General features: G+C 68.3%; 14 protein-coding genes and 1 pseudogene. 3 read left to right on the top strand and 12 right to left on the bottom strand.

Annotation, left to right across the window (positions count from 1 at the left end; genetic code table 11):
• Positions 1-61: 61 nt before the first annotated feature.
• Positions 62-793: an ArsR/SmtB family transcription factor gene (locus tag ACSQ9E_RS20975; RefSeq protein WP_057266013.1), complete on the top strand. Its 732-nt coding sequence runs from the start codon at positions 62-64 to the stop codon at positions 791-793.
• Here ACSQ9E_RS20975 and ACSQ9E_RS20970 read toward each other — a convergent pair.
• On the bottom strand, positions 787-2031 hold the full coding sequence (locus ACSQ9E_RS20970; RefSeq protein WP_436219081.1) for an NAD(P)/FAD-dependent oxidoreductase: 1245 nt from the start codon (positions 2029-2031) through the stop codon (positions 787-789). The two genes, ACSQ9E_RS20975 and ACSQ9E_RS20970, sit on opposite strands and share 7 nt — an antisense overlap.
• A gap of 326 nt (positions 2032-2357) precedes the next feature.
• On the opposite strand from ACSQ9E_RS20970, the gene ACSQ9E_RS20965 reads away from it, so the two are divergent.
• On the top strand, positions 2358-2837 hold the full coding sequence (locus tag ACSQ9E_RS20965) for a DUF4124 domain-containing protein (RefSeq protein WP_436219080.1): 480 nt from the start codon (positions 2358-2360) through the stop codon (positions 2835-2837).
• Positions 2838-2947: 110 nt separating this feature from the next.
• Here ACSQ9E_RS20965 and ACSQ9E_RS20960 read toward each other — a convergent pair whose 3' ends face one another.
• From ACSQ9E_RS20960 to ACSQ9E_RS20940, 5 genes are all read right to left on the bottom strand, one after another.
• Positions 2948-5401, bottom strand: a complete 2454-nt coding sequence (locus ACSQ9E_RS20960) for a TonB-dependent siderophore receptor (RefSeq protein WP_436219079.1) — start codon at positions 5399-5401, stop codon at positions 2948-2950.
• 107 nt (positions 5402-5508) lie between these two features.
• Positions 5509-6534: a FecR domain-containing protein gene (locus tag ACSQ9E_RS20955; protein ID WP_082603970.1), complete on the bottom strand. Its 1026-nt coding sequence runs from the start codon at positions 6532-6534 to the stop codon at positions 5509-5511.
• Positions 6531-7043 (bottom strand): sigma-70 family RNA polymerase sigma factor, encoded by a 513-nt coding sequence (locus ACSQ9E_RS20950; RefSeq protein ID WP_057199660.1) that lies wholly within the window; start codon positions 7041-7043, stop codon positions 6531-6533. The genes ACSQ9E_RS20955 and ACSQ9E_RS20950 overlap by 4 nt, the downstream gene beginning before the upstream one ends.
• Before the next feature lie 225 nt (positions 7044-7268).
• Positions 7269-9452, bottom strand: a complete 2184-nt coding sequence (locus ACSQ9E_RS20945; RefSeq protein WP_436219078.1) for a TonB-dependent siderophore receptor — start codon at positions 9450-9452, stop codon at positions 7269-7271.
• A gap of 207 nt (positions 9453-9659) precedes the next feature.
• A complete protein-coding gene (locus ACSQ9E_RS20940) occupies positions 9660-10793 on the bottom strand; it encodes a sterol desaturase family protein (RefSeq protein WP_305746252.1) in 1134 nt (377 codons plus the stop codon).
• Between the two features lie 115 nt (positions 10794-10908).
• On the opposite strand from ACSQ9E_RS20940, the gene ACSQ9E_RS20935 reads away from it, so the two are divergent.
• Positions 10909-11412, top strand: a complete 504-nt coding sequence (locus ACSQ9E_RS20935; RefSeq protein ID WP_057199663.1) for an acyl-CoA thioesterase — start codon at positions 10909-10911, stop codon at positions 11410-11412.
• A 30-nt stretch (positions 11413-11442) separates the two neighbouring features.
• Here ACSQ9E_RS20935 and ACSQ9E_RS20930 read toward each other — a convergent pair whose 3' ends face one another.
• The 6 genes and pseudogenes from ACSQ9E_RS20930 to ACSQ9E_RS20905 all read right to left on the bottom strand — a co-directional run.
• Complete coding sequence (locus ACSQ9E_RS20930; RefSeq protein ID WP_436219077.1) at positions 11443-12135, bottom strand: type IV pili methyl-accepting chemotaxis transducer N-terminal domain-containing protein; 693 nt, start codon at positions 12133-12135, stop codon at positions 11443-11445.
• Between the two features lie 192 nt (positions 12136-12327).
• Complete coding sequence (gene cobA, locus ACSQ9E_RS20925) at positions 12328-13158, bottom strand: uroporphyrinogen-III C-methyltransferase (RefSeq protein WP_436219076.1); 831 nt, start codon at positions 13156-13158, stop codon at positions 12328-12330.
• A complete protein-coding gene (gene ybiB / locus ACSQ9E_RS20920) occupies positions 13155-14090 on the bottom strand; it encodes a DNA-binding protein YbiB (RefSeq protein ID WP_436219075.1) in 936 nt (311 codons plus the stop codon). The genes cobA and ybiB overlap by 4 nt, the downstream gene beginning before the upstream one ends.
• A gap of 62 nt (positions 14091-14152) precedes the next feature.
• On the bottom strand, positions 14153-16993 hold the full coding sequence (locus ACSQ9E_RS20915) for a nitrate reductase (RefSeq protein WP_436219074.1): 2841 nt from the start codon (positions 16991-16993) through the stop codon (positions 14153-14155).
• An 835-nt stretch (positions 16994-17828) separates the two neighbouring features.
• Positions 17829-18704, bottom strand: coding sequence for a type IV pili methyl-accepting chemotaxis transducer N-terminal domain-containing protein (locus ACSQ9E_RS20910; RefSeq protein ID WP_436219073.1), 876 nt, complete (start codon positions 18702-18704; stop codon positions 17829-17831).
• Between the two features lie 64 nt (positions 18705-18768).
• A pseudogene (locus ACSQ9E_RS20905) lies at positions 18769-19980 on the bottom strand (NAD(P)/FAD-dependent oxidoreductase); the annotation flags it as partial.
• Positions 19981-20336: the final 356 nt, after the last annotated feature.

The following is a 20336-nucleotide window of genomic DNA, read 5'->3' as shown; positions in this document are numbered from 1 at the left end:
GGCAGGCTCACTTCGTCGGCGTGCGAAGTGTTCCAGCCCTCGCGCGGTGCACACTGTTGGCATGAACACCAACCAGATCGCCCACATCGCCGCGCTCGTCGGCGAGCCCGCGCGCACGGCCATGCTGGTGGCGCTGATGGATGGGCGCGCGCTCACGGCGCGCGAGCTGGCCGATGCCGGCCACATCACCGCCCAGACGGCGAGCCGCCACCTTGCCTTGCTTGTCGAGGCCGGGCTGCTGCGCCTGGAGCGCCAGGGTCGCCACCGCTACCACCGCCTTGCCTCGGCCGACGTGGCGCGCGTGCTCGAAGGCCTGATGCAGCTGGCCGTGCAGCAACCCGCACCCGCCGCCCCCCGGCCGGTGGTGGTCGGCCCGCGCGATGCGGCCCTGCGCACCGCGCGCACCTGCTACGACCACATTGCCGGCCGCCTGGGCGTGGCCATCACCGAGCACCTGCTGGACGAGGGGGCCATGGCCTTCGACGGCGATGCGGGCGGCCATGTCACGGCGCAGGCCGCACCGGTGTTGCAGCGCCTGGGCCTGGATGGAGAGGCCAGCCAGGGCGCGGCGGGCAGCGGCAAGCGCCCGCACTGCCGCCCCTGCCTGGACTGGAGCGAGCGGCGCATGCATGTGGCCGGCCGCCTGGGCGCCGTGATCTGCAGCCATTGCCTGGGCCAGGGCTGGCTGCTGCGCCGTGCCGACAGCCGGGCGCTGGAGATCACGCCTGGCGGTGCCATCGCACTGCGCAACTGGCTAGGCCATGCGCGGTGGAATGCGATGGTCGATCACTGAGCTGTGCTGGCGGGGAGCGCCCCTGCACAGGCATGGGCGCTGGCCCAGGCCCACTGGAAGTTGTAGCCACCCAGCCAGCCGGTCACGTCCACCACCTCGCCGATGAAGTACAGGCCGGGCTGGGTCTTGCATTCCATGGTCTGCTGCGAGAGCACGCGTGTGTCCACGCCGCCCAGCGTCACTTCGGCCTTCTTGTAGCCCTCGGTGCCGGTGGGGGTGAGTTCCCAGCGCGCCAGTTGTTCTGCCAGGCGCGCCAGTGCCTTGTCCGAGGCTTCGGCGACGGGGCGCTGCCAGTCCGCCTCGCGCTGGGCCCAGGCATCGGCCAGGCGGCTCGGCACCAAGGTGGCCAGCTCATTGGCGATGAGCTTGCGCGAGCGCAGCTTGGCCTGCGCCAGTGCAGCGGGCAGGTCCACCGTGGGCGCGAGGTTGATGGCCAGGGGCGTGCCCTCCTGCCAGTAGCTCGATATCTGCAGCACCGCCGGGCCCGACAGGCCCCGGTGCGTGAACAGCAGGTCTTCGTCGAACACCATGCGCGCCTTCTTGGCGCCGGTGCTGATCTGCACCGGCAGCGCCAGGCCCGAGAGCTGCGCATAGGGCGCCCAGGCGTCCCCGTCGAAGGTCATGGGCACCAGGCCTGGGCGTTGTTCGATGAGCGGAACGTTGAACTGCCGCGCCAGCCGGTAGCCGAAATCGGTGGCGCCGATCTTGGGGATGGACAGCCCGCCAGTGGCCACCACCAGGCTGCGCGCCTGCACCGGGCCCCGGTCGGTATCCACCAGGTAGCTGCCGCCCTGGCCGTCGGTGCCGGTCTGGAAATCGATCTTCTTCACACCGCAGGGCTGCCAGTGCGTGACGCCGCCTGCGGCGCATTCGGCCAGCAGCATGGCGATGATGTCCTCGGCCGAGCGGTCGGCAAACAGCTGGCCCTTGTGCTTTTCGTGGTGGGGAATGCCGTGCTTTTGCACCAGCGCAATGAAGTCCTGTGGCGTGTAGCGCGACAGTGCCGAGCGGCAGAACTGCGGGTTCTGCCCCACGAAGTGCTTGTGCGGCGCAGCCGGGTCCAGGTCGCGGTTGGTGAAGTTGCAGCGCCCGCCGCCCGAGATGCGGATCTTCTCGGCCACCTTCTCGGCGTGGTCGATGAGCAGCACCTTGAGACCGCGCTGGCCCGCCTGGCCCGCGCAGAACAGGCCGGCTGCGCCGGCGCCGATGATGATGGCGTCAAAGAAAGGGATGGTCATGGATGCCGCGGATTGTAGGGGGGCGAGTCCACTGAAACCGGGAAATCGGCTGTGCGCCGGGGTGGCAGCGGGTGCAGCGCAAGGCGCGGGCTGCGGCCAAGGCTGGCCGCCTTGGCAAATCCCGCAACGCCGCGATGCGCCCGCTGCCACCCCGGCCCGAAGGGTGAGGGTCTGACAGGGCCGCACTCGTCGTTGCCGTGCTCGCCGGGTGTGCAACCCGGCTGCGCCCGGCGCCTAGATTGCGGCCCTGCCAGACCCTCACGCACAGCCGATTTCCCGGTTTCAGTGGACTAACATGTGCCATCCATCCCGCAAGGACTGCCCCCATGACCATGATCCGCTACGCCGCCTGCACCCTGGCGCTGGGCTTTCTGGCCCCGGCCTGGGCCATCAACAAGTGCACGGATGCCGATGGCAAGGTGTCCTTCCAGGACGCATCCTGCCCGGGCCAGGGCGAGAAGATCGAGGTGCGCCCCGCCCTGGAGGGTGCCACGCCGATCCCGTCCCCGCCCTCCACCTCCAGGGAGGGGGCGTTCGGTCCCACCTGGCAGCGCAAGAACCACCTGCAGAACCAGGGCGTTCCCCAGGCACGCATGGCCCTGGAGCGCAACCAGAAGGAATGTGGAGCGCAACCCCTGGAGGCCTCAGCCAGCGCGGGTCCGCTGCGCAGCACCCTGGCATCGGGCACCCAGTTCGCGCAGGAGCGGGCGGCCGCAGCCGGCCAGGGCAAAGCCGCGTGCGAGGCCCGCAGCGAGGAGCTGCGCAAGCAATTGAAAACGCTGGAAGAACAGCTTGGCGCCCCGTAGTCCTGCGCCTGAGCGACAGTGGCGCGCTCCTGGAACACCTGTTCGGACCTCTGTCGCAAGCGGGCTTGCAAGCTTGGCCGTGCAAAAAGACGCCAGGGCGCGCAGGTGCTTCAGAACTCCGTGCTGACCGAGAACAGCGCAGTTCTGGGCGTGCTGCGCGTCAGGAAGCCGGTACGCACTGCGAGCCAATGGGAGGAGTCCGCCACGTTTTCCACGGTCAGGCGAAACACCGTGGGACGCCCGGCAAGGCGGGTGCTGTAGCGCAGGCCCAGGTCGTAGCTGTCAAAGCCCGGGATGCTCTGCGCGTTGTTGGCGCTGGCGACCTGGCTCGACACCTTGGTGAGGCGGCCGGTCGCGGTGAGGCCCGGCAGGGCGGCGATATCCCACTCGCCCTGCACCACCAGCGTGTGGTCGGGGATGCCGATGGCCTTCTTGCCGTCGTTGGCGCCATTCAGGGTTTTCGACTGCACGGCGTCGGACAGGGCCAGGCCGGCGTTCAGGCGCAGGTTCTTGGCCACCTCGCCGTAGAGCGACAGCTCCAGGCCGCGGTTGCGCTGCTCGCCGTCGACCACGAGGAAGTTCGCCCCGTTGACGAAGGACACCGGCTGCCGGATCTGGAACAGCGCCGCGCTGGCACCGAAGGAGCCGCCGTCGTACTTAACGCCGGCCTCGATCTGCTTGCCTTTGAACGGGGGGAACACCTTGCCCGCATTGGCGGTGCTGCCGCCCGCCACGGGCCCTTGCGACAGGCCTTCGGCATAGTTGGCATACACCGAGAAGGTCGGCGCCAGCTTGTAGCTGGCGGCCAGCGACGGGGCGGTGGCCGTCTGCTCGTAGCGGCGCTGCTCCACGCCGCCCGCGAATTCGCCGATGTCCAGCTTCTGGTAGCGCACGCCGGCGATCAGGTGCAGGCGGTCGTCCAGCAAGTGCATGGAGTCCACCACGGCCAGGCTGTCGGAGGCGGTGTCCTGAAAGCGCGCCAGGCGGCCGCCGGTGGGCAACGCGGGCTGGGCGATGAAGACCGGGTTGTACAGGTTGCTGGTGAATGCACTGCCCATGGTCTGGCTCAGGCTCGCGCCGTCTCCCGTGAAGCGCGAATAGCCGACTACCACCCGGTGCTTGACCGGGCCGGTGGCAAAGCGCACGCGCCAGCCCAGCTCACCTGAGCGCAGGGCCGAGTTGGTCTGGAAGATGCTGGGCTGGGCGGTGAAGTTGCCGCTGGCCGTGGTAATGCGGGTGCTGCCCGCGTTGACGTTCGATTCCTCGTAGTCCACGCCGCCGAGCACGCCGAACACGGTGGAGTCTGGCGTGATGTCGTACTCCACCCGCGAGACCACCGAAGAGCTCTTGGTGTCGCTGCGGTCCCAGGGCTGGCTGATGGCCTGCGCCGTCGATGGCGGGGCGGGCAGGGCAAAGCCTTCGTTGAAGCGGTGGAACTGGGGAAACCCGTCGAACTGGCGCTGGTTCTGTGCCACGTCCAGGCTGGCGCGCAGCTTCTCGCCCGCGAAATCCAGCGCGGCCGACAGGTGGTCGATGCCCACCTTTTCATTCGGCACGCCGGTGGAGCCGCCGCCGCGCGTGGCGGCGTTGACGCGCACGCCCCACTGGTTGTCAGCGCCGAAGCGGCGCCCTGCGTCCAGGTGTGCGCCGGCCTGGCCGTGGGATGAGGCGGACAGGGTCAGCCGGGTCAGCGGCACATCGGTGCCGCGCTTGGGCACGAGGTTGATGGTGCCGCCCGTGGTGGTGCTGTTCGGGCCGATGCCGTTGAGCAGCGCGCTCGGGCCCTTGAGCACTTCGATGCGCTCGAACTGCTCCACCGCGATGCGCCGCGTGTCCACCACCGCAAAGGTCTCGTTGAACGAGATGTCCTGGCTCAGCATGGGCAGGCCGCGCAGGAAGAAAACGTCCACGGCATTGCTCTCGGAGTTGGTGGTGCGCACGGCCGGGTCCGCGGCCAGCACGTCGATCAGCCGCCGGGCCTGCGCGTCGCGCGCGGCCTGCTCGGTGTAGCCGCTGATGGCGAAGGGCGCATCGAGCAGGGCGGTGTTGCCCAGGGCCCCCAGGCGTGCGCCCTTGGCGACCTGGCCGCCCGCGAAGGGCTGGTACAGCTGGTTCGGGTCGCGCGAGCCTTCGACCGTCACGGCCGCCAGGCTGCGCTCCGCCGTGCCAGAGGCGGCGACTGGTGCTGCAGCGGGGGCTGCAGTGGGCGTGGGGGCCGCAGGGCGCACGGTCAGCGTGTCGTTGCCCAGGCGCACCAGCGCCAGGCCCGAGCCTGCGAGCGCACGCTGCACCGCTTCTTCCACCGCAAAGCTGCCGCGCACGGCGGGGGCGGTCTTGCCGCGCAGCAACGCGGGGTCGGCGGTGAGGATCTTTGCGCCCTGGCGGGCCATGCGGGCCAGGGTGTCGTCCAGGGGGCCGGCAGGCAGGTTCCAGTTCTGTACGGCACCGGCCTGGGCCACCAGCGTGTCGCCGGGGGCGTGAAGGGTTTGCGCAAAGCTGGCGCCGCAGAAGGCGGCGGTCAAGGCCGCCACGAGCAGGCGGGGGCTAAAGGAGGGGCTGGGCATGAAATCGGTTCCTGTGCTGAAGGTGGAAAGAGGGTGCTTCCCTCCTTGTCCAGCGAGCCGCGCCAAACCCCTCACGCAACAACAAAAAAAGTCGGTGAGCCGCTTTTTCAGGTGGCAGCCAGGTCAATCAGGCTCAGCAGCGGGCCGTAGCGGGTGACGGTGATCGGCTGGGTGTCCACCAGGGCCTGCAGCGCCTGCCCGGTGTCGTTCAGGCGGAAAACGCCGAAGACCCTGAGCTGGGCGGCCGCCGGGCTGATGCGTACCAACCCCTTGCGCCAGGCGCCCAGTGCGGCGACCACATCGCCCAGCGGTTCGTCGCGCACATCCAGCACGCCTTCGGTCCAGCTGGCCTGGTGTGCCATGGGCTGCTCCGCCATCTCGATGCGCTGGCCATCCATCCAGGCAGCCTGGCCTTCGCGCAGGATGCGCTGTGCGCCATCGCCGGTCTGCAGGGCCACGCTGTGCTCCAGCACCACCACCAGGCTGCGATCCGCTTCCTGGCGCACGAGGTAGCGGGTGCCCATGGCCTGGGCGGTGCCATGCCGGGTCTGAACGACGAAGGGGCGCGCAGGCAGGCCCGATGACCGATCGGCCAGGGCATCGCGGGCCACCTGCACCAGCAACTCGCCTGCGCGTAGCCGTACCAGACGGCGCCCGTGGTCAAAGTGCACATCGGCTGCGCTGCGGGCGTTCAGGTCCAGCCCGCTGCCATCGGGCAGCAGGGTGTGGCGTGTCTCGCCGGTACCGGTGTGCAGGTCGGCCAGCAGCCCGCCCAGCGGCTGGCTGCGGTGGGCGAGGGTCCCGGCGCCCACGCTGGCGAGCAGCATCAGGGCCGATCCGCCCACAATGCCCCTGCGCTGGCGCGAGACCGGCGCTGCCGCTGCGGTCAGGCTGCGGCGCACGGCCGGCAACTGGCCTGGGTGGCGCTGGTCGATGTGGTGGATCTGCCCCACGGGCTCTGCGAGCACGCCCTGCACACGCTGCCATGCGGCCTGGTGGCGCGCATCGGCCGACAGCCAGCGCGCAAAATCTGCGTGCTCGCCTGCGCTGGCGCTGCCGGAGGTCAGCCGAACCTGCCAGTCCACGGCGGTGGCCAGTGCATCTTGCGCCAACCCGCAAGGGCCGCTGCTCATGGCTGGCCCACGCCGGTATCCTGCCTGCAGCAGTGCAGGTAGGCCTGCTTCATGTAGCGCTCCACACTGGCCACCGAGATCCCCATCTCGCAGGCGATCTGCACATGCGTCAGCCCATCGAGCCGGTGCAGCAAAAAGGCCTGTTTGACCTTGGCAGGCAGGCCGTTCAGGCGCTGGTCGATGGCCTGCAGCGCCTCGTGCAGCACGGCCAGATCTTCCGGCGACGGTGCCGTGGCCTGCGGCGACTCGGCCAGCGCTTGCAGGTAGGCCTGCTCCAGCTCGCGCCGGCGCCAGTGGCTGAACAGCACCCGCTTGGCCAGCGTGGTCAGAAAGGCGCGGGGCTCGACCACCTGCTCGATCTCCCGCGCGGCGAGCACGCGCACGAAGGTGTCCTGCGCCAGATCGGCGGCACCGTGCGGGCACCCCATCTTGCGCTGCAGCCAGACCACCAGCCACGCATGGTGGCTGGCATACCAGCGGCCGGCGGGGTGGGCGGAAGGTGGGTTCATCGCAGTGCAGCCATCAAGCAACGGGATGCCGCAGTCGGTCTGGACTGCCGCATCTTGCGGCGGTATGGCTCAGTTTCCCGCGGCCCGTTGAGAGCGCGCTGCCTAAAAGCCAGGACCGCCGCGCAAGGGCCGCCCCGCCGCGCTGGAGGTGTCCCCCTTCCCGAGTGGCGCAGCCATTCGAGAGAAGGGGTGAAGGCGCGCAGCGCCTCAGGGGGATGTACCGAATCAAAATGCAGCGCGCATCGTCAGGCTGACGTTGCGCGGGTCGCTGTAGTTGCCATAGTCCAGGTTGGCCCAGTACTTCTTGTTCGTCACATTGTTGACGGCCAGGGTGGCGCTGAGCTTGGGGTTGAACTGCCACGAGGCACGCAGGCCCAGGACTGCCGTGGGCGACTGCTTGACCGTCACCGTACCGGTGGGGTGCGGGATGTTGAAGCCTTCAACCGAGCTTTGCCACACCAGGTTGCCGCCCACCGACAGGGGGGCGAGCGCACCCGACAGCTGGTAGTCCGTGCCCAGCTGCAGCAGGTAGTCGGGCAGGTTGGCGTAGATCAGGTCCGTGGGGGCGCGCGTGACCCTGGCGCGCGTCAGGCCTGCGCTCACGCGCCATTGCCTGGTAACCATGCCCGCGAACTCCAGCTCGAAGCCGGTCGACTTGGTGCCGTTGACCGCCACATAGGGCAGCGTGCCATCGGGCAGCGGCGTGGTGATGGCGCCATCGCGCACACCGTAGTTGTCCTGCTTGGTCTGGAACACCGCGAAGTGCGCCTGGATGCGGCGATCCAGCAGCTCGGCCTTGAGGCCGGCCTCGGCATTGCTGCCGATCACGGGCGAGAGCGGGTTGTTGTTGCGGTCCTTGTAGTTCTGCGGGTTGAAGATGCGCGTGTAGCTGGCGTAGGCCGACAGCGTGGGCGTGATGTCGTACACCGCGCCGATGTAGGGGGTGAGCTTGCGGTTCTCGTCCTGGATGGCGCTCTTGCCGGCATAGGTGCCGGTGGTACCGTAGCTGTCGCTATGGCGGTGCCAGTCGGTCAGGCGCACGCCGGTGAGCAGCGACAGCGGGTCGGCCACGCGCCAGCGCGCCGAGGCGAACAACCCCGTCTGCTGCGTGATCTGCGTGCGCCAGGCGCCGGTCTTGGAGTACACGGGCGCGGGCGCACTGCCGTCCCAGGTGTAGATGTTGGGGACCACGTAGCTCCAGCTGGCCACCGAGCTGTAGCCATCTGTGCGCGTGGCGATGCGCGTGGAGCTCATGCCCACCATCAGGTCGTGCTTGCGGCCGCCGAGCTCGAACTTGCCCGACAGGTAGGCATCCACCGTGTCCTGCTTTTCGCTGCCGCCGCCCACGGCGGCGTACAGCGTGGTGCCGGCGCCCGTGGCGGGGTTGATGAAGGGTGCCAGCGAGGTGGTCCTGCCATAGCCGTAGGTGCGCAGGCTGAAGGTATCGCCCTCGGTGTGGTTCAGCGCCGCCTTGAGGTTCCAGTCATCGTTGATCTGGTGCTCCAGCGTCGCGTACAACGTGCCCGAGGTGCGCTCCCAGCGCGTCCAGGGCGGCGAGAAGCTCACGGACGTGGGCAGGTCGATGGGCGAGCCATCGATGGCAAAGCGCGGAATGGTGCCCCAGATCGGCGCCTTGGGGTCGTTGGACTGCCGCTGGTAGCCCAGGGCCACCACGGTGGATCGGCCCAGGTCGGCTTCGACGGCGGCGAGCAGGGCAGTCTTGTCCTCGGAGTAGCGGTCGCGGAAGCTGTCCTTTTTCTGCGGGGCGACCACCAGGCGGCTGCGCACGCTGCCGTCGCTGTTCAGCGGGGCGTTGATGTCGAGTTCGCCACGGTACAGGTTCCAGGAGCCCGCGGTGAGCGCGACCGAGGCCGCGAACTCGCGCTGCGGGCGCTTGCGGATCATGTTGATCGTGGCCGAGGGCACGCCCACGCCGGTCAGGATGCCGTTGGCGCCGCGCACGACCTCGATGCGCTCGTACAGCGCGGTATCGAACTCCTGGTTGGTGCTGCTGCTGTACGAGGGCAGGCCGTCGATCTGGAAGTCGGTGACCTGGAAACCGCGCGCGTAGTACAGCGGGCGCTGCGTGTCGTAGAAGCTCACGGCGATGCCGTTCACGTTGCGCAGCACCGAATCGATGCTGGTCAGCGACTGGCGCTCGATCTGCTCGCGGGTCACCGTGGTGGTCGATTGGGGCGTTTCGCGTGCAGTCAGCTGCAGGCGGGTGGATGCGCTCTCGCGCGAGCCTGACACGGTGACGCTGTTCAGCGCTTTCGGGGCCGTGACCTGGTCGGGGGAGGCCGCAGGGGCGGCGTCCTGCGCATGGGCGGCAGCGGCCAGGACCGTGGCGATGGTGGCCAGCGCCAACGGATGCAGGCGGCAGACAGGCTGCCTGTGGAAAACGGACATGGAGCACTCCTCGAGTTTGAAAGCAGGCAACTGGCTGGCAGCGCTGCAACAACAAAAGGGCGCACGGCGTGGCTGGTTTATGGCTCCAATTGTAACTTTTAAATGACAATCATTCTTGATTGTGGCGGCTGAAAACTGGAGTTTCCAAGGCAGACGCGTTGCGTTTGCGCCTCATTTGTAACGCCAGAGGGCGTTTGCGCGGCTCGCTCAGCCCTTCCAGGTGAACGGAAACTTGAACTGCTTCACAAAGCCGTTGGGCACGTAGTCACCCAGCACGCCGTAGTGCTCGGGCCACAGCTTGGTGCTCTTCACGGCGGTGCCGAACAGGTGGTCGAGGAAGGCGAAGTGGGCCGCATAGTTCTTGTCCAGGGCCTCCTGGTCCTGGCTGTGGTGCCAGTGGTGGAAGTTGGGCGTGACCAGCACGTAGCGCAGCGGCCCCAGGCGCACGCTCACGTTGGCGTGGTTGAACACGGCCTGGAAGCCCACCACGACGATGTAGGCGTCGATCACTTCCTTGGAAAAACCGAACACGTAGATCGGGGCCAGCACCAGCGTGCGTGTGATCAACAGCTCCAGGATGTGCTGGCGCGAGCCGGCCATCCAGTCCATGCTTTTGACGCTGTGGTGCACGGCGTGCAGGCGCCACAGCACGGGCACCTCATGGTAGGCGCGGTGGGTCCAGTACTGCACCAGGTCGGCCACCAGCACGATGAGGAACAGCGCCACCCAGAAGTTCAGGCCCTGCACCCAGCCGCGGATGCCGTCGCTGGCGGCCCAGCCGAAGAACTTGTGCACGACCAGGTTGGTGGCCAGCAGCACGAAGCCCACCACCATGTGGTTCACGATGAAGTGGTGGAAGTCGGTCTGCCACTCGGCGCGGAAGATGGGCTGGTCCTTGCGCAGCGCGAACAGCTTTTCGATGAAGATGAAGATCAGCGAGCTGCCCAAGAGGTCCAGGATGAACCAGTCCAGGCCGATGTAGGGCGTGTTGTCGGGGAAGTTCGGGTTCACCTCCACCTTGTGGCCGCCCAGGATGGCCGCCAGCGCCACGGTGGCAAACGCGAACGTGGCCAGCCAGCGCGAGCGGTTGAACAAAATATTGACCAGCGAGATGCCGCCCGCGATGGCCATGGCGGCCAGCATGATGTAGCGGATCACCGTCACGTCGTAGCTCTTGCGCAACTGGGGCGTGGTCAGGTACTCGGGGAAGTGGAAGGCCAGCACGCCCAGGAAGCACAGGATGGCCAACGTGAGTGCAATCACCCCCGACACCAGTCCGCGACCGCGCCGCAGCGCACCGTGGCTTTCGGTAAATTCATTGAGTTTGTCGATTTCCAGCATGGTCTTCCCCTCTGTGCACGGATCGTGGATCGTCGTCCGTGGCTCGTGTTGGCTTTATGTGCCGCGAGTGTAGCGGGCGCTCGCGGCGCAGGTTGTAACCGTAAAATCACGGTCCATGAACATCCCCTCGCACCAGTTGAGCATGACCGTGCTCATGTCCCCGGACATGGCCAACTTTTCCGGCAACGTCCATGGCGGCGCTGTCCTCAAGCTGCTCGACCAGGTGGCCTACTCCTGCGCCAGCCGCTACTCGGCCTGCTACGTGGTCACGCTCAGCGTGGACCAGGTGATGTTCCTGCAGCCCATCCACGTGGGCGAGCTCGTGACCTTTCTGGCCAGCGTCAACTACACCGGCTCCTCGTCGATGGAGATCGGCATCAAGGTGGTGGCCGAGGACATCCGCTCGCAGGTGGTGCGGCATGTGAACAGCTGCTTTTTCACCATGGTGGCGGTGGACGAGGCGCGCAAGCCCGTGCCGGTGCCCCCGCTGTCGCCTTCCACTGCCGAGGAGCGCCGCCGCTGGGATGCCGCGGTGATGCGCAAGACCTTGCGCAAGGAACTGGCCGCACGCTTCGAGCAGGCCCGCTCGGCACCCGTGCCCGCGCCCCTGGCCGCCTGACCGTGGACTGGCAGGGCTGCGGCGCCGCGTTCAGCGGTTGCGCCCCGCCAGCGACACGGCCTGCAGCGAGAGCCCGTCGATCTCGTTGGTGATGCCCGAGAGCACGTTGGCCACCACCGCGAATTCACGGCCATGCTGGCCCGCGCGCGCGGCCATCACCTGGGCGTTGAAGCTCACCACCTTGGCCTCGCGCGCCACGGTCTGGATGGACGCCACGATGCCCGCCAGCTCCTTCATCAGCGTCTCGGACCTGGCCTTGCCCAACTGGTCGAAGGCGGTGGTGGCCGTGTTCAGCGCATCCAGCGCGCCGTCGGTGATCTCCACCAGGCGCGCCAGGGCTTCTTCCACGCGCGGGCTTTGCCGCTCGGCCAGCTCCAGCGTGCGCTCCACCTGCTGCATGAAGGCGTCGATGGTGGGGCCCACACCGACAGGGCCCTGGTAGGTCGTGCGGATGCGCTCGCCCATGGCCGCATCGAGGTGGCGCGGCGTGTCCACCAGCCTGGCGTGGCTTTCGCTGAACAGCGCCAGCGAGCTGCGGGCCGCCTTCAGGTGCAGATCACTGCCGCGCGTGGCCAGCACGGTCTGCAGCACCATGCGCTGCGACAGCATGCGCTGGCGCGCGGCGAGGTTGACCAGCGACATCTCGCCATCGCGCGGCGCTGGGGTGGTGGGGGCGGGCAGATTGCCGTGGCTGCTGCGGGCGGAGAGGGGGTAGGCTGCCATGGTGTGATCCTGTGTGGTGTGCCATCGGGTTGTCGGTACACAACTAGCAATACCCGGGCCAATGCATGCCTGTGGACCTGCCCCTGGAGCGTGCACACCACTGCCTGCGCGCAGGCAAAAAAACAGGCCCGGCGATGGGATCGCAGGGCCTGCTGAGCGGGTGAAAGGGGCGGGCGAAAAGGTGCGGCGCGATCAGGCGAAGCGCAGCTTGTTCGCCGGCTGCGGCACGGCCGCTGCGGCAATGCCCTGCACCACGTCGCCCACCACGATCACCGAGGGGCTGGCCAGTCCCTCGCGGGCAATGGTGGCATGCAGCTCGCCCAGTGTGGTCACGGCGTGGCGCTGCTGCGGCAGGCTGGCATGCTGGATGATGGCCACGGGCGTGGCGGCGGGCAGGCCTGTGAGCAGCTCCTGCTCGATGGTGGCGGCACCGCTCACGCCCATGTAGATCACCAGCGTCAGCTTGGCGTCGCGTGCGGTGGCGGCCAGTTGGCGCCAGTCGGTGCCGGCGTCGCCGGGCTTGGCATGGCCCGTGACGAAGACCACGCCGTGCGCGTGCTCCCGGTGCGTGAGGGGCGCGCCCAGCGAGGTCAGCCCCGCCAGGCCGGCGGTGATGCCGTTGACCACCGTGACCGGCACGCCCGCGGCGCGCAGGTGCTCCACCTCCTCGCCGCCGCGGCCGAAGATGAACGGGTCGCCACCTTTCAGGCGCACCACGTTCTCACCCTCGTTCACGGCCATGAGCATCAGCTTTTCGATGAAGGCCTGCGGCGTGCTCTTGCAGCCGCCGCGCTTGCCCACATGCACGATGCGCGCGGTGGGCGAGGCATAGGCCACGATGGCATCGCTGACCAGGTCGTCCACCAGCAGTACGGTGGCCGCCTGGATGGCCTTGAGCGCCTTGATCGTGAGCAGCTCTGGATCACCGGGGCCGGCACCCACCAGGGTGCAGGAGCCGCCGGTGCCCAGGTGCGGGCGGTCGTGCTGGGACGCGGGGGCGGATGGATTCGTGGGGCGGTTCATGGCTGTGTCTCCGGCATTGCGGCGGTGGCTGTTTGACCGGTGATGTGCAAGATATGTTCCACCTGCCGCGTCAGGGCGGCTGGTGTCGGCAATTCGCCCGCGAGCACGCGGCGCGTGTAGTCGGCCGTGGTGGCCACGTCGATCTCGGTGGGCAGGCCGGGCACCTCGCTCGCGGTGCCGGGCTCCTGCTCCTGCAGCACATGGTGCACCCCGGCCACGAAGGCGTCGTAACGGGGTGTGCGGCGCGGGTCGGCCGCCACTTCGCCCTCGAGCCCGCGCGAGAGCAGGGCGTTCATGCCCATGGCGCTGAAGGTGTTTTGCAGCATCTCGAAGTATTCGGGGTGCGTGTAGCTCGTGACCACCACGGCCGCACCGGCGCAGGGGTTCATGAGCTTGACGGCGCTGTGCCCCGCATTGCGCAGGCCCACGGTCTGGCGCACGGCCAGCAGGCGGGCCAGCCCCGGGTGCAGCAGGCCGGTGGCGATGTGGGCCACCGCGCCATCGGCCACCTTGCGCGGTGCGGTGAGTGTCGGCACGTGGAGTGCTTCGAGCACGTCGGAGGCAAGGATGCGCCGCGCCTCGGTGCGCATGCCGTGCAGCAGCACGGGCAGGCCCTCGCGCGCCAGCAGCAGGGCCAGCAGCGGGGTGAGCACGGGCAGCTTGCGTGCACCGTTGTAGCTGGGCAGCACCACCAGCGGGCGGTCGCTGGCGGGCAGCAGGGCCATGCGGGCATGCGTGGCGTCCAGAAATCCGCACATCTCCTCGGCCGTCTCGCCCTTGATGCGCATGGCCAGGCAGAAGGCGCCGATCTCCAGGTCGGTCACCGTGCCGTCCAGCACCTGGCCGAACAGGTCCGTGGCCTGCTCGCGCGTGAGCGGCTTGGCCCCGCGCGGGCCGCGGCCGATTTCCTTGATGTACTGGCTGATGCCCATGGTGGGTGAATGGCTCTTTGAAGTGGGGCTGGGTATTTTCTCGCAACCCAGCGAACTTTTGGTTATATGGCGGCGATTGCGATGGCCGCTTTGGCGAGCGGCCCGGTGGCGCGCACCATGCGCTTGAGCTCGGGCAGGCAGGAGCCGCAGTTGGTGCCGCAGCGCAGCGTGCCCTGCAGCTGGGCCAGGCGCTCGTCGTCGGTGCCGTGGCAGTGCGCCAGTTGGCCGGTGATGGCCACGTCGGTCACGTTGAAGCAGGTGCACACCGTCTTGCCGCGCGACTGCACCGCCACCGGGGCCTTGGCACTGGGCACGAGCAGCAGGCGGCCGTAGCTCTGCGCGGGCAGTTCTTCCTGCAGCAGGGTCTTGATCCAGCCCTGGGCGCTGGTGTCGCCGGCCAGCACGATGGCTTCGAGCGTGCTGCTGCCGTCGTCCCGCCGGGCCAGGCGCGCGGCGCGGCGCTGGCCGCGTTTCCTGTCGGCATAGCGCAGGGTGTCTGCGGTGGCCAGGCCCAGCAGGGCCTCGATGCGCTCGATCAGGGCGTCGGGTGGCGCCTCGTGGCCTGCGGCGCGCAGCAGTACGCCGGTGCGCTCGCGGCCTGGTTCCGACAGCGGGGTGTTGTTGCTGAAGGGAACGCAGCTGGCAAACGGGAAGGCATCCATCAAGGCCGACAGCGATTCACGTGCGGCCAGGGCCTTGTCGCCCGGCAGCCAGGCCATGGCCAGCAGGGTCCACGGCATCTCGGCCTTGAGGATCTTCACGGCCGCGTGCTTGAGCTCGGGCTGCTTGGAGGTGGGGCAGTAGGCGGAGGTGGTCAGTGCGTTCACGCCCGACAGCCGCTCGCCGGTGGACGACTGGCCGCTGAGGTACTCGCTGCCCCAATGCATGGCCATGAAGGCCTGCGACAGGCCCAGGTTGGCATCGGCCAGCACCGGCACCACGATGGAGCCGCGCTTGCTGGTGACATGCACCAGGTCGCCGCTGTGCAGCTTGCGCTGCGCCATGTCGTCCGGGTGCATCTGCACCGAGGGCTCGGCCACATGGCCGAACAGCCGGCCCAGCGTGCCGGTGCGGCTCATGCCGTGCCACTGGTCGCGCAGGCGGCCGGTGGTCAGGCCGAAGGGGTAGCGTGACTCGCGCGGCTCGGCCACGGGCTGCCAGGCATGGGCTGCAAAGCGCGCACGGCCGTCGGGCGTGGGGTAGATGCCGTCTTCGTACAGGCGCACCTTGCCGCTGGCAGCACCCTCGGGCAGCGGCCACTGCTGCGGGCCTTGCGCTTCGAGCAGGGGCCAGGAGAGGCCGGTGATGTCCAGGTCGCGGCCGCGCGTGGTTTCGCGGTGTTCGTTCCACACCGCCTCGGCCCCGGCATCGGCGTCGCTGGTGGTGTAGGGGAACAGGCTGGGTGCGCTGGGGCGCAGCCGCGCCTCCAGCTGGTGCGCGAAATGCACCGCGATGGCCCAGTCGTGGCGCGTCTGGCCGGGTGCCGGCACCGCAGTGCGCACGCGCGAGATGCGGCGTTCGCTGTTGGTCACGGTGCCGGTCTTCTCGCCCCAGGTGGTGGCGGGCAGCAGCAGGTCGGCGTACTGCGCGGTGGCGGTGGTGGCAAAGGCCTCCTGCACCACGACGAACTCGGCGCGCTCCAGCGCACGGCGCACGGTGGCCTGGTCGGGCATGCTCTGGGCGGGGTTGGTGCAAGCGATCCACAGCGCGCGGATCTCTCCGTCGGCAGCAGCCTGGAACATCTCCACGGCCGTCTTGCCGGGGCGCGAAGGCACATCGGCCACGCCCCACATCGCCGCCACCTCGGCGCGGTGCGCGGGTTTGGCCAGGTCGCGGTGCGCGCTCAGCAGGTTGGCCAGGCCGCCCACCTCACGCCCGCCCATCGCATTGGGCTGCCCGGTCAGCGAGAACGGGCCCGCGCCCGGCTTGCCGATCTGCGCCGTGGCCAGGTGCAGATTGATCAGCGCGGCATTCTTGGCCGTGCCGCTGGTGCTCTGGTTCAGGCCCTGGCAGTACAGGCTGAGGGTGGCCTTGGAGGTGGCGAACCACTGCGCGGCCGTGGCCAGGTCGGCCTCGGGAATGCCGCACACCGCGCTCACGCGCTCGGGCGTGCAATCGGCCACCAGCGCCTGGAGCGCCTCGAAGCCCGTGGTGTGCGCGCCGATGTAGGCAGCATCCACCCAGCCCTCGCGCAGCATGAGGTGCAGCATGCCGTTGAACAGCATCACATCGCTGCCCGGCTGTATCGGCAGGAACAGGTCGGCCATGCCGGCGGTATCTGTGCGGCGCGGGTCGGCCACGATGACCTTCATGCCCGGATTGGCCGCGCGCGCGTCCTCGATGCGGCGGAACAGGATGGGGTGCGCCCAGGCCGCGTTGCTGCCCACGAAGAACAGGCACTGCGCATGTTTCACATCGTCGTAGCAGGCGGGCGGCGCATCCGCCCCCAGCGTGGCCTTGTAGCCGGCCACGGCGCTGCTCATGCACAGGCGCGAGTTGGTGTCGATGTTGTTGGTGCCGATGAGGCCCTTGGCGAGCTTGTTGAAGACGTAGTAGTCCTCGGTGAGCAACTGGCCGCTGACGTAGAAGCCGACGGCATCGGGGCCGTGCTGTGCGATGGTGTCGGCGAATTTTTGGCTCGCCATGTCCAGCGCGGCATCCCAGGTGATGGGCAGTGCTTGTTGGCCGCGCTGGGTGCGGTGCAGGGGGTGCAGCAGGCGGGTTTGCAGGGTGACGGGGCTGGCTGCGGTGAGGTGCAACGTGGAACCCTTGGTGCACAGGCGGCCGAAGTTGGCGGGGTGGGTGGGGTCGCCGCGCACGCCGGTGATCTGCGGGCCTTCGGATTCGATGATCACGCCGCAGCCTACGCCGCAGTAGGGGCAGGTGGATTTGGTTTCTGTCATGTTCTTGTCGTGGTTGCGGCGTGCTTGTTGTTGGGGCGGGGGCCGGGGTGTGCGCCCGGCGGCGCAGTAACTTTCTTTTGCTTCGCCAAAAGAAAGTCACCAAAGAAAAGGCGACCCCCAGTCTGCGTCCCCCGTTCGCCCTGTCGGGCGAACGGGGGCAACCTGCGATGCTCGGATCTGGGGTGGTGCCGCAGAACTCGCTGCGTTCTTCGAACTCCGCTCAAACAGCTGCGGCAAGCCAGAGGACGAAGTGCGTGTGTCCTTCGGCACACGCACCCACCCCAGCTCCTGCGCTTCTCGGCGCAGCCAGCAGGGGTGGGGAACGGGGACAAATACGGCTGCTGCTGCGCAGCTGCGCCTGGGGTCGGTTACGCGCTGCGCGCTGCCGACGAAACTGGCGCGATCGCCCTGGCGAGCCGAGCGCAGCGAAGGACCACCAGGCCGAGCGAAGCAATGGCCCGTGTGGAGCCCGCTCCCACCCCCTTCTGACCGTGCCGAGAAGCGCAGGGCCTGGGGTGAGCGCGTGCCGAAGGACACGCGCATCGTTGTCTGGCTTGCCGCAGCTGTTTGAGCGGAGTTCGCAGAACGCAGCGAGTTCTGCGGCACACCCCAGGCACGAGCATCGCAGGTTGCCCCGGAGCGCAGCGCAGGGGACACGGGCAGCGGGGCCGCCTTTCTTTTGGGTACTTTTCTTTGGCGAAGCAAAGAACAAGTACCTCGGCCGCCGGGCCGAGACCCGGCTCCCGGCCTCTGCAAAGGCATGCAGTAGCCCAGGCGCTCCGAATCCCAGCTTTCGCCCTCAACACAAAAAGAGGAGCCACCACAGACCACGATATCACCCAGCCAGAGCAGCATAAAGCCCCGTCACCCGATCCATGCTCGACAACAAATTCTCACTCGCCACAAACACCTCCGACACCTGCCGCGCCGTACTCCCCGCCACCCCACCCGCCTGCATCCGCTGCAAGGCCGCATCAAAGAAAACCCACTGCCCATCCGCCAGCAGCAACTCCTGCCGAATCCGGTCGTTGGCCTCAGGCGCCTTGCGCAGCACCTCGGTCGCCGCAACGAACTCCGTGCGCGCCTTGGCAATCTCTGCCGCAGCCACAGCCGCATCCACCGGCAACTGCGCAGCCAGGTAGAACTTGGCCATGCGCTGGCTCAGCATGCGCTGGCGGCCGGCCACGTTGACCAGGTGGCCCACCGGCTTGCCCGAGGCCGACTCGTACTGCACCGTGCCCTGGTGCGCCAGGGCCAGCACCTTGGCATCGGCTTGCAGCATCGCGGTGGCGCCGGCCAGTGCGGGCGTGCCGGTCAGCAGCGTGGCCTTGTGAGAAACCCAGGCCGCATCGAGCTGGCCGTAGGTGTTGCGGATGGTGGGGTTGGGGGCGTAGGACTTGAGCTCGGCGAGCTGGCGCTCGAACAGTGCAACGGACTGCTCCAGCACCTGGCGCGCCGCAGGCTCCTGCACCTTGTGGGCCAGGGCCAGCCAGGCCTTGCCCATGCGCTGGCTGAGCATGCGCTGGCGACCGGCCTTGTTGATGGCGTCGTTGAGGTTGGCGACCTGGGCATGCGCAGGCCGAGAGGCGAGTGCCAGGCCCAGACCCAGGGCACCGGCCATGGTGGCGGCGCCTGCGGCAGCTCCTGCCTTCAAGAGTGCCCTGCGCTGCAGGGCATGCTGTGCTGTGATAGTGGTTGTGGAGTGGGTCATGGGTTCAATCACCTTCGTTGGCCTGTTCGTTGTGAAGGGGAGATGCTCAGTCCGTGCCCGCTGGTCCGAACATCAACTGGTCGCGGATCTCGTCCACCGTGCGGCCTTCGCGCAGCAGGTCGAAGTACCAGCTGCCGTCCACCGTGTCGCCATACAGGCAGGCGCCCACGAGCTTGTCGTCCTTGATCACCAGCTTCTTGTACGAGCCGGTCACGGGGTCGCTCATGACGATCTCCTCGGTGCCTTCGCCGCCCTGGAAATCCCCGGCGCTGAACAGGTCGATGCCGGTCACCTTGAGCTTGGTGGAGGTGAGCGAGCCCTGGTAGCGGTCGATGCCCAGCTCCGCCAGGTGGTTGGCCAGCACCTTGCCCTGCTCGAACAGCGGCGCCACCAGGCCGTAGGCGATGCCCCGGTGGGCGGCGCACTCGCCCACGGCGTAGATGCGTGCGTCGGTGATGGTCTGCAGCGTGTCGCTGACCACGATGCCCCGGTTCACATGCAGGCGCATCTTCTCGGCCAGCGCCGTGTTGGGGCGTATGCCCACGGCCATCACCACCAGGTCGGCGGGTACCTGGCTGCCGTCCTTGAACTTCACGGCGGTCACGCGGCCCTCGGGGCCGCCCACCAGTTCCGCGGTCTGGGCGTTGAGCAAAAACTGCATGCCGCGCTCCTGCAGCGATTGCTGCAGCATGCGGCCCGCCACGCCGTCGAGCTGGCGCTCCATGAGCGTGTTGCCCACATGCACAACGCTCACCTGCATGCCGCGCTTGACGAGGCCGTTGGCCACCTCCAGCCCCAGCAGGCCGCCGCCGATGACCACGGCATGCCGGTAGGCGGCGGCGGCAGCGATCATGGCCTCGGTGTCGGCGATGTCGCGGTAGGCGAGCACGCCGGGGAGGTCGTTGCCCGGGATGGGCAGGATGAAGGGGTTGGAACCGGTGGCCAGGATCAGGCGGTCGTACTCGGCGCTGATGGCCTCGCCCGCCGCATTGGTGGCGTGCACCACGCGGCGCACGCGGTCCACCTCGGTCACGGTGAAGCCGGTGTGCAGCGTGATCTGGTTCTCTTCGTACCAGGACCAGTCGTTGAGGATGATTTCGTCGATCGTCTGCTCGCCCGCGAGCACGGGCGACAGCAGGATGCGGTTGTAGTTGGGGTGCGGCTCGGCGCCGAACACCGTGATGTCGTAGAGGTCCGGGGCGATCTTGAGCAGCTCTTCCAGGGTGCGCACACCGGCCATGCCATTGCCCACCATCACCAGCCTGGATTTTTTCATCGCAGCCCCCACGCCCATCGGAAACACAAAACAAAAAAGGCGCCCACACGATGCTGCTTCGATGTCTCGAAACCGCATGTGGGGACGCCTTCGTCCTTGCCAGCCCGGGTGCGCCATTGCACCGTGGACCCGCGTGGCCCTTGCGGGCCGTGCCTTCGAACAAGCAATGCGTGTGCCAACCTGCCGCCCCGATCCGGGGCACCCCGTCTTTTCTGGTGGTCCGTGAGCGCAACCCCAGGGTGGCGCCACGCGCACCATGTTGCATTGCACCATGATGGGGATGAAAATCGCGCATGGCCTTGCTGGGGTGCGTTGGCGGGCGCACTTTGCACCAGCTTGGGCATGAAAGATGCTTG

It is taken from the genome of Acidovorax sp. LjRoot118, assembly GCF_964253575.1.
Classification (GTDB): Bacteria; Pseudomonadota; Gammaproteobacteria; order Burkholderiales; family Burkholderiaceae_C; genus Acidovorax.
Note: the sequence above shows the minus strand (reverse complement) of the source record. Positions and strands in the feature narration are given on the sequence as shown.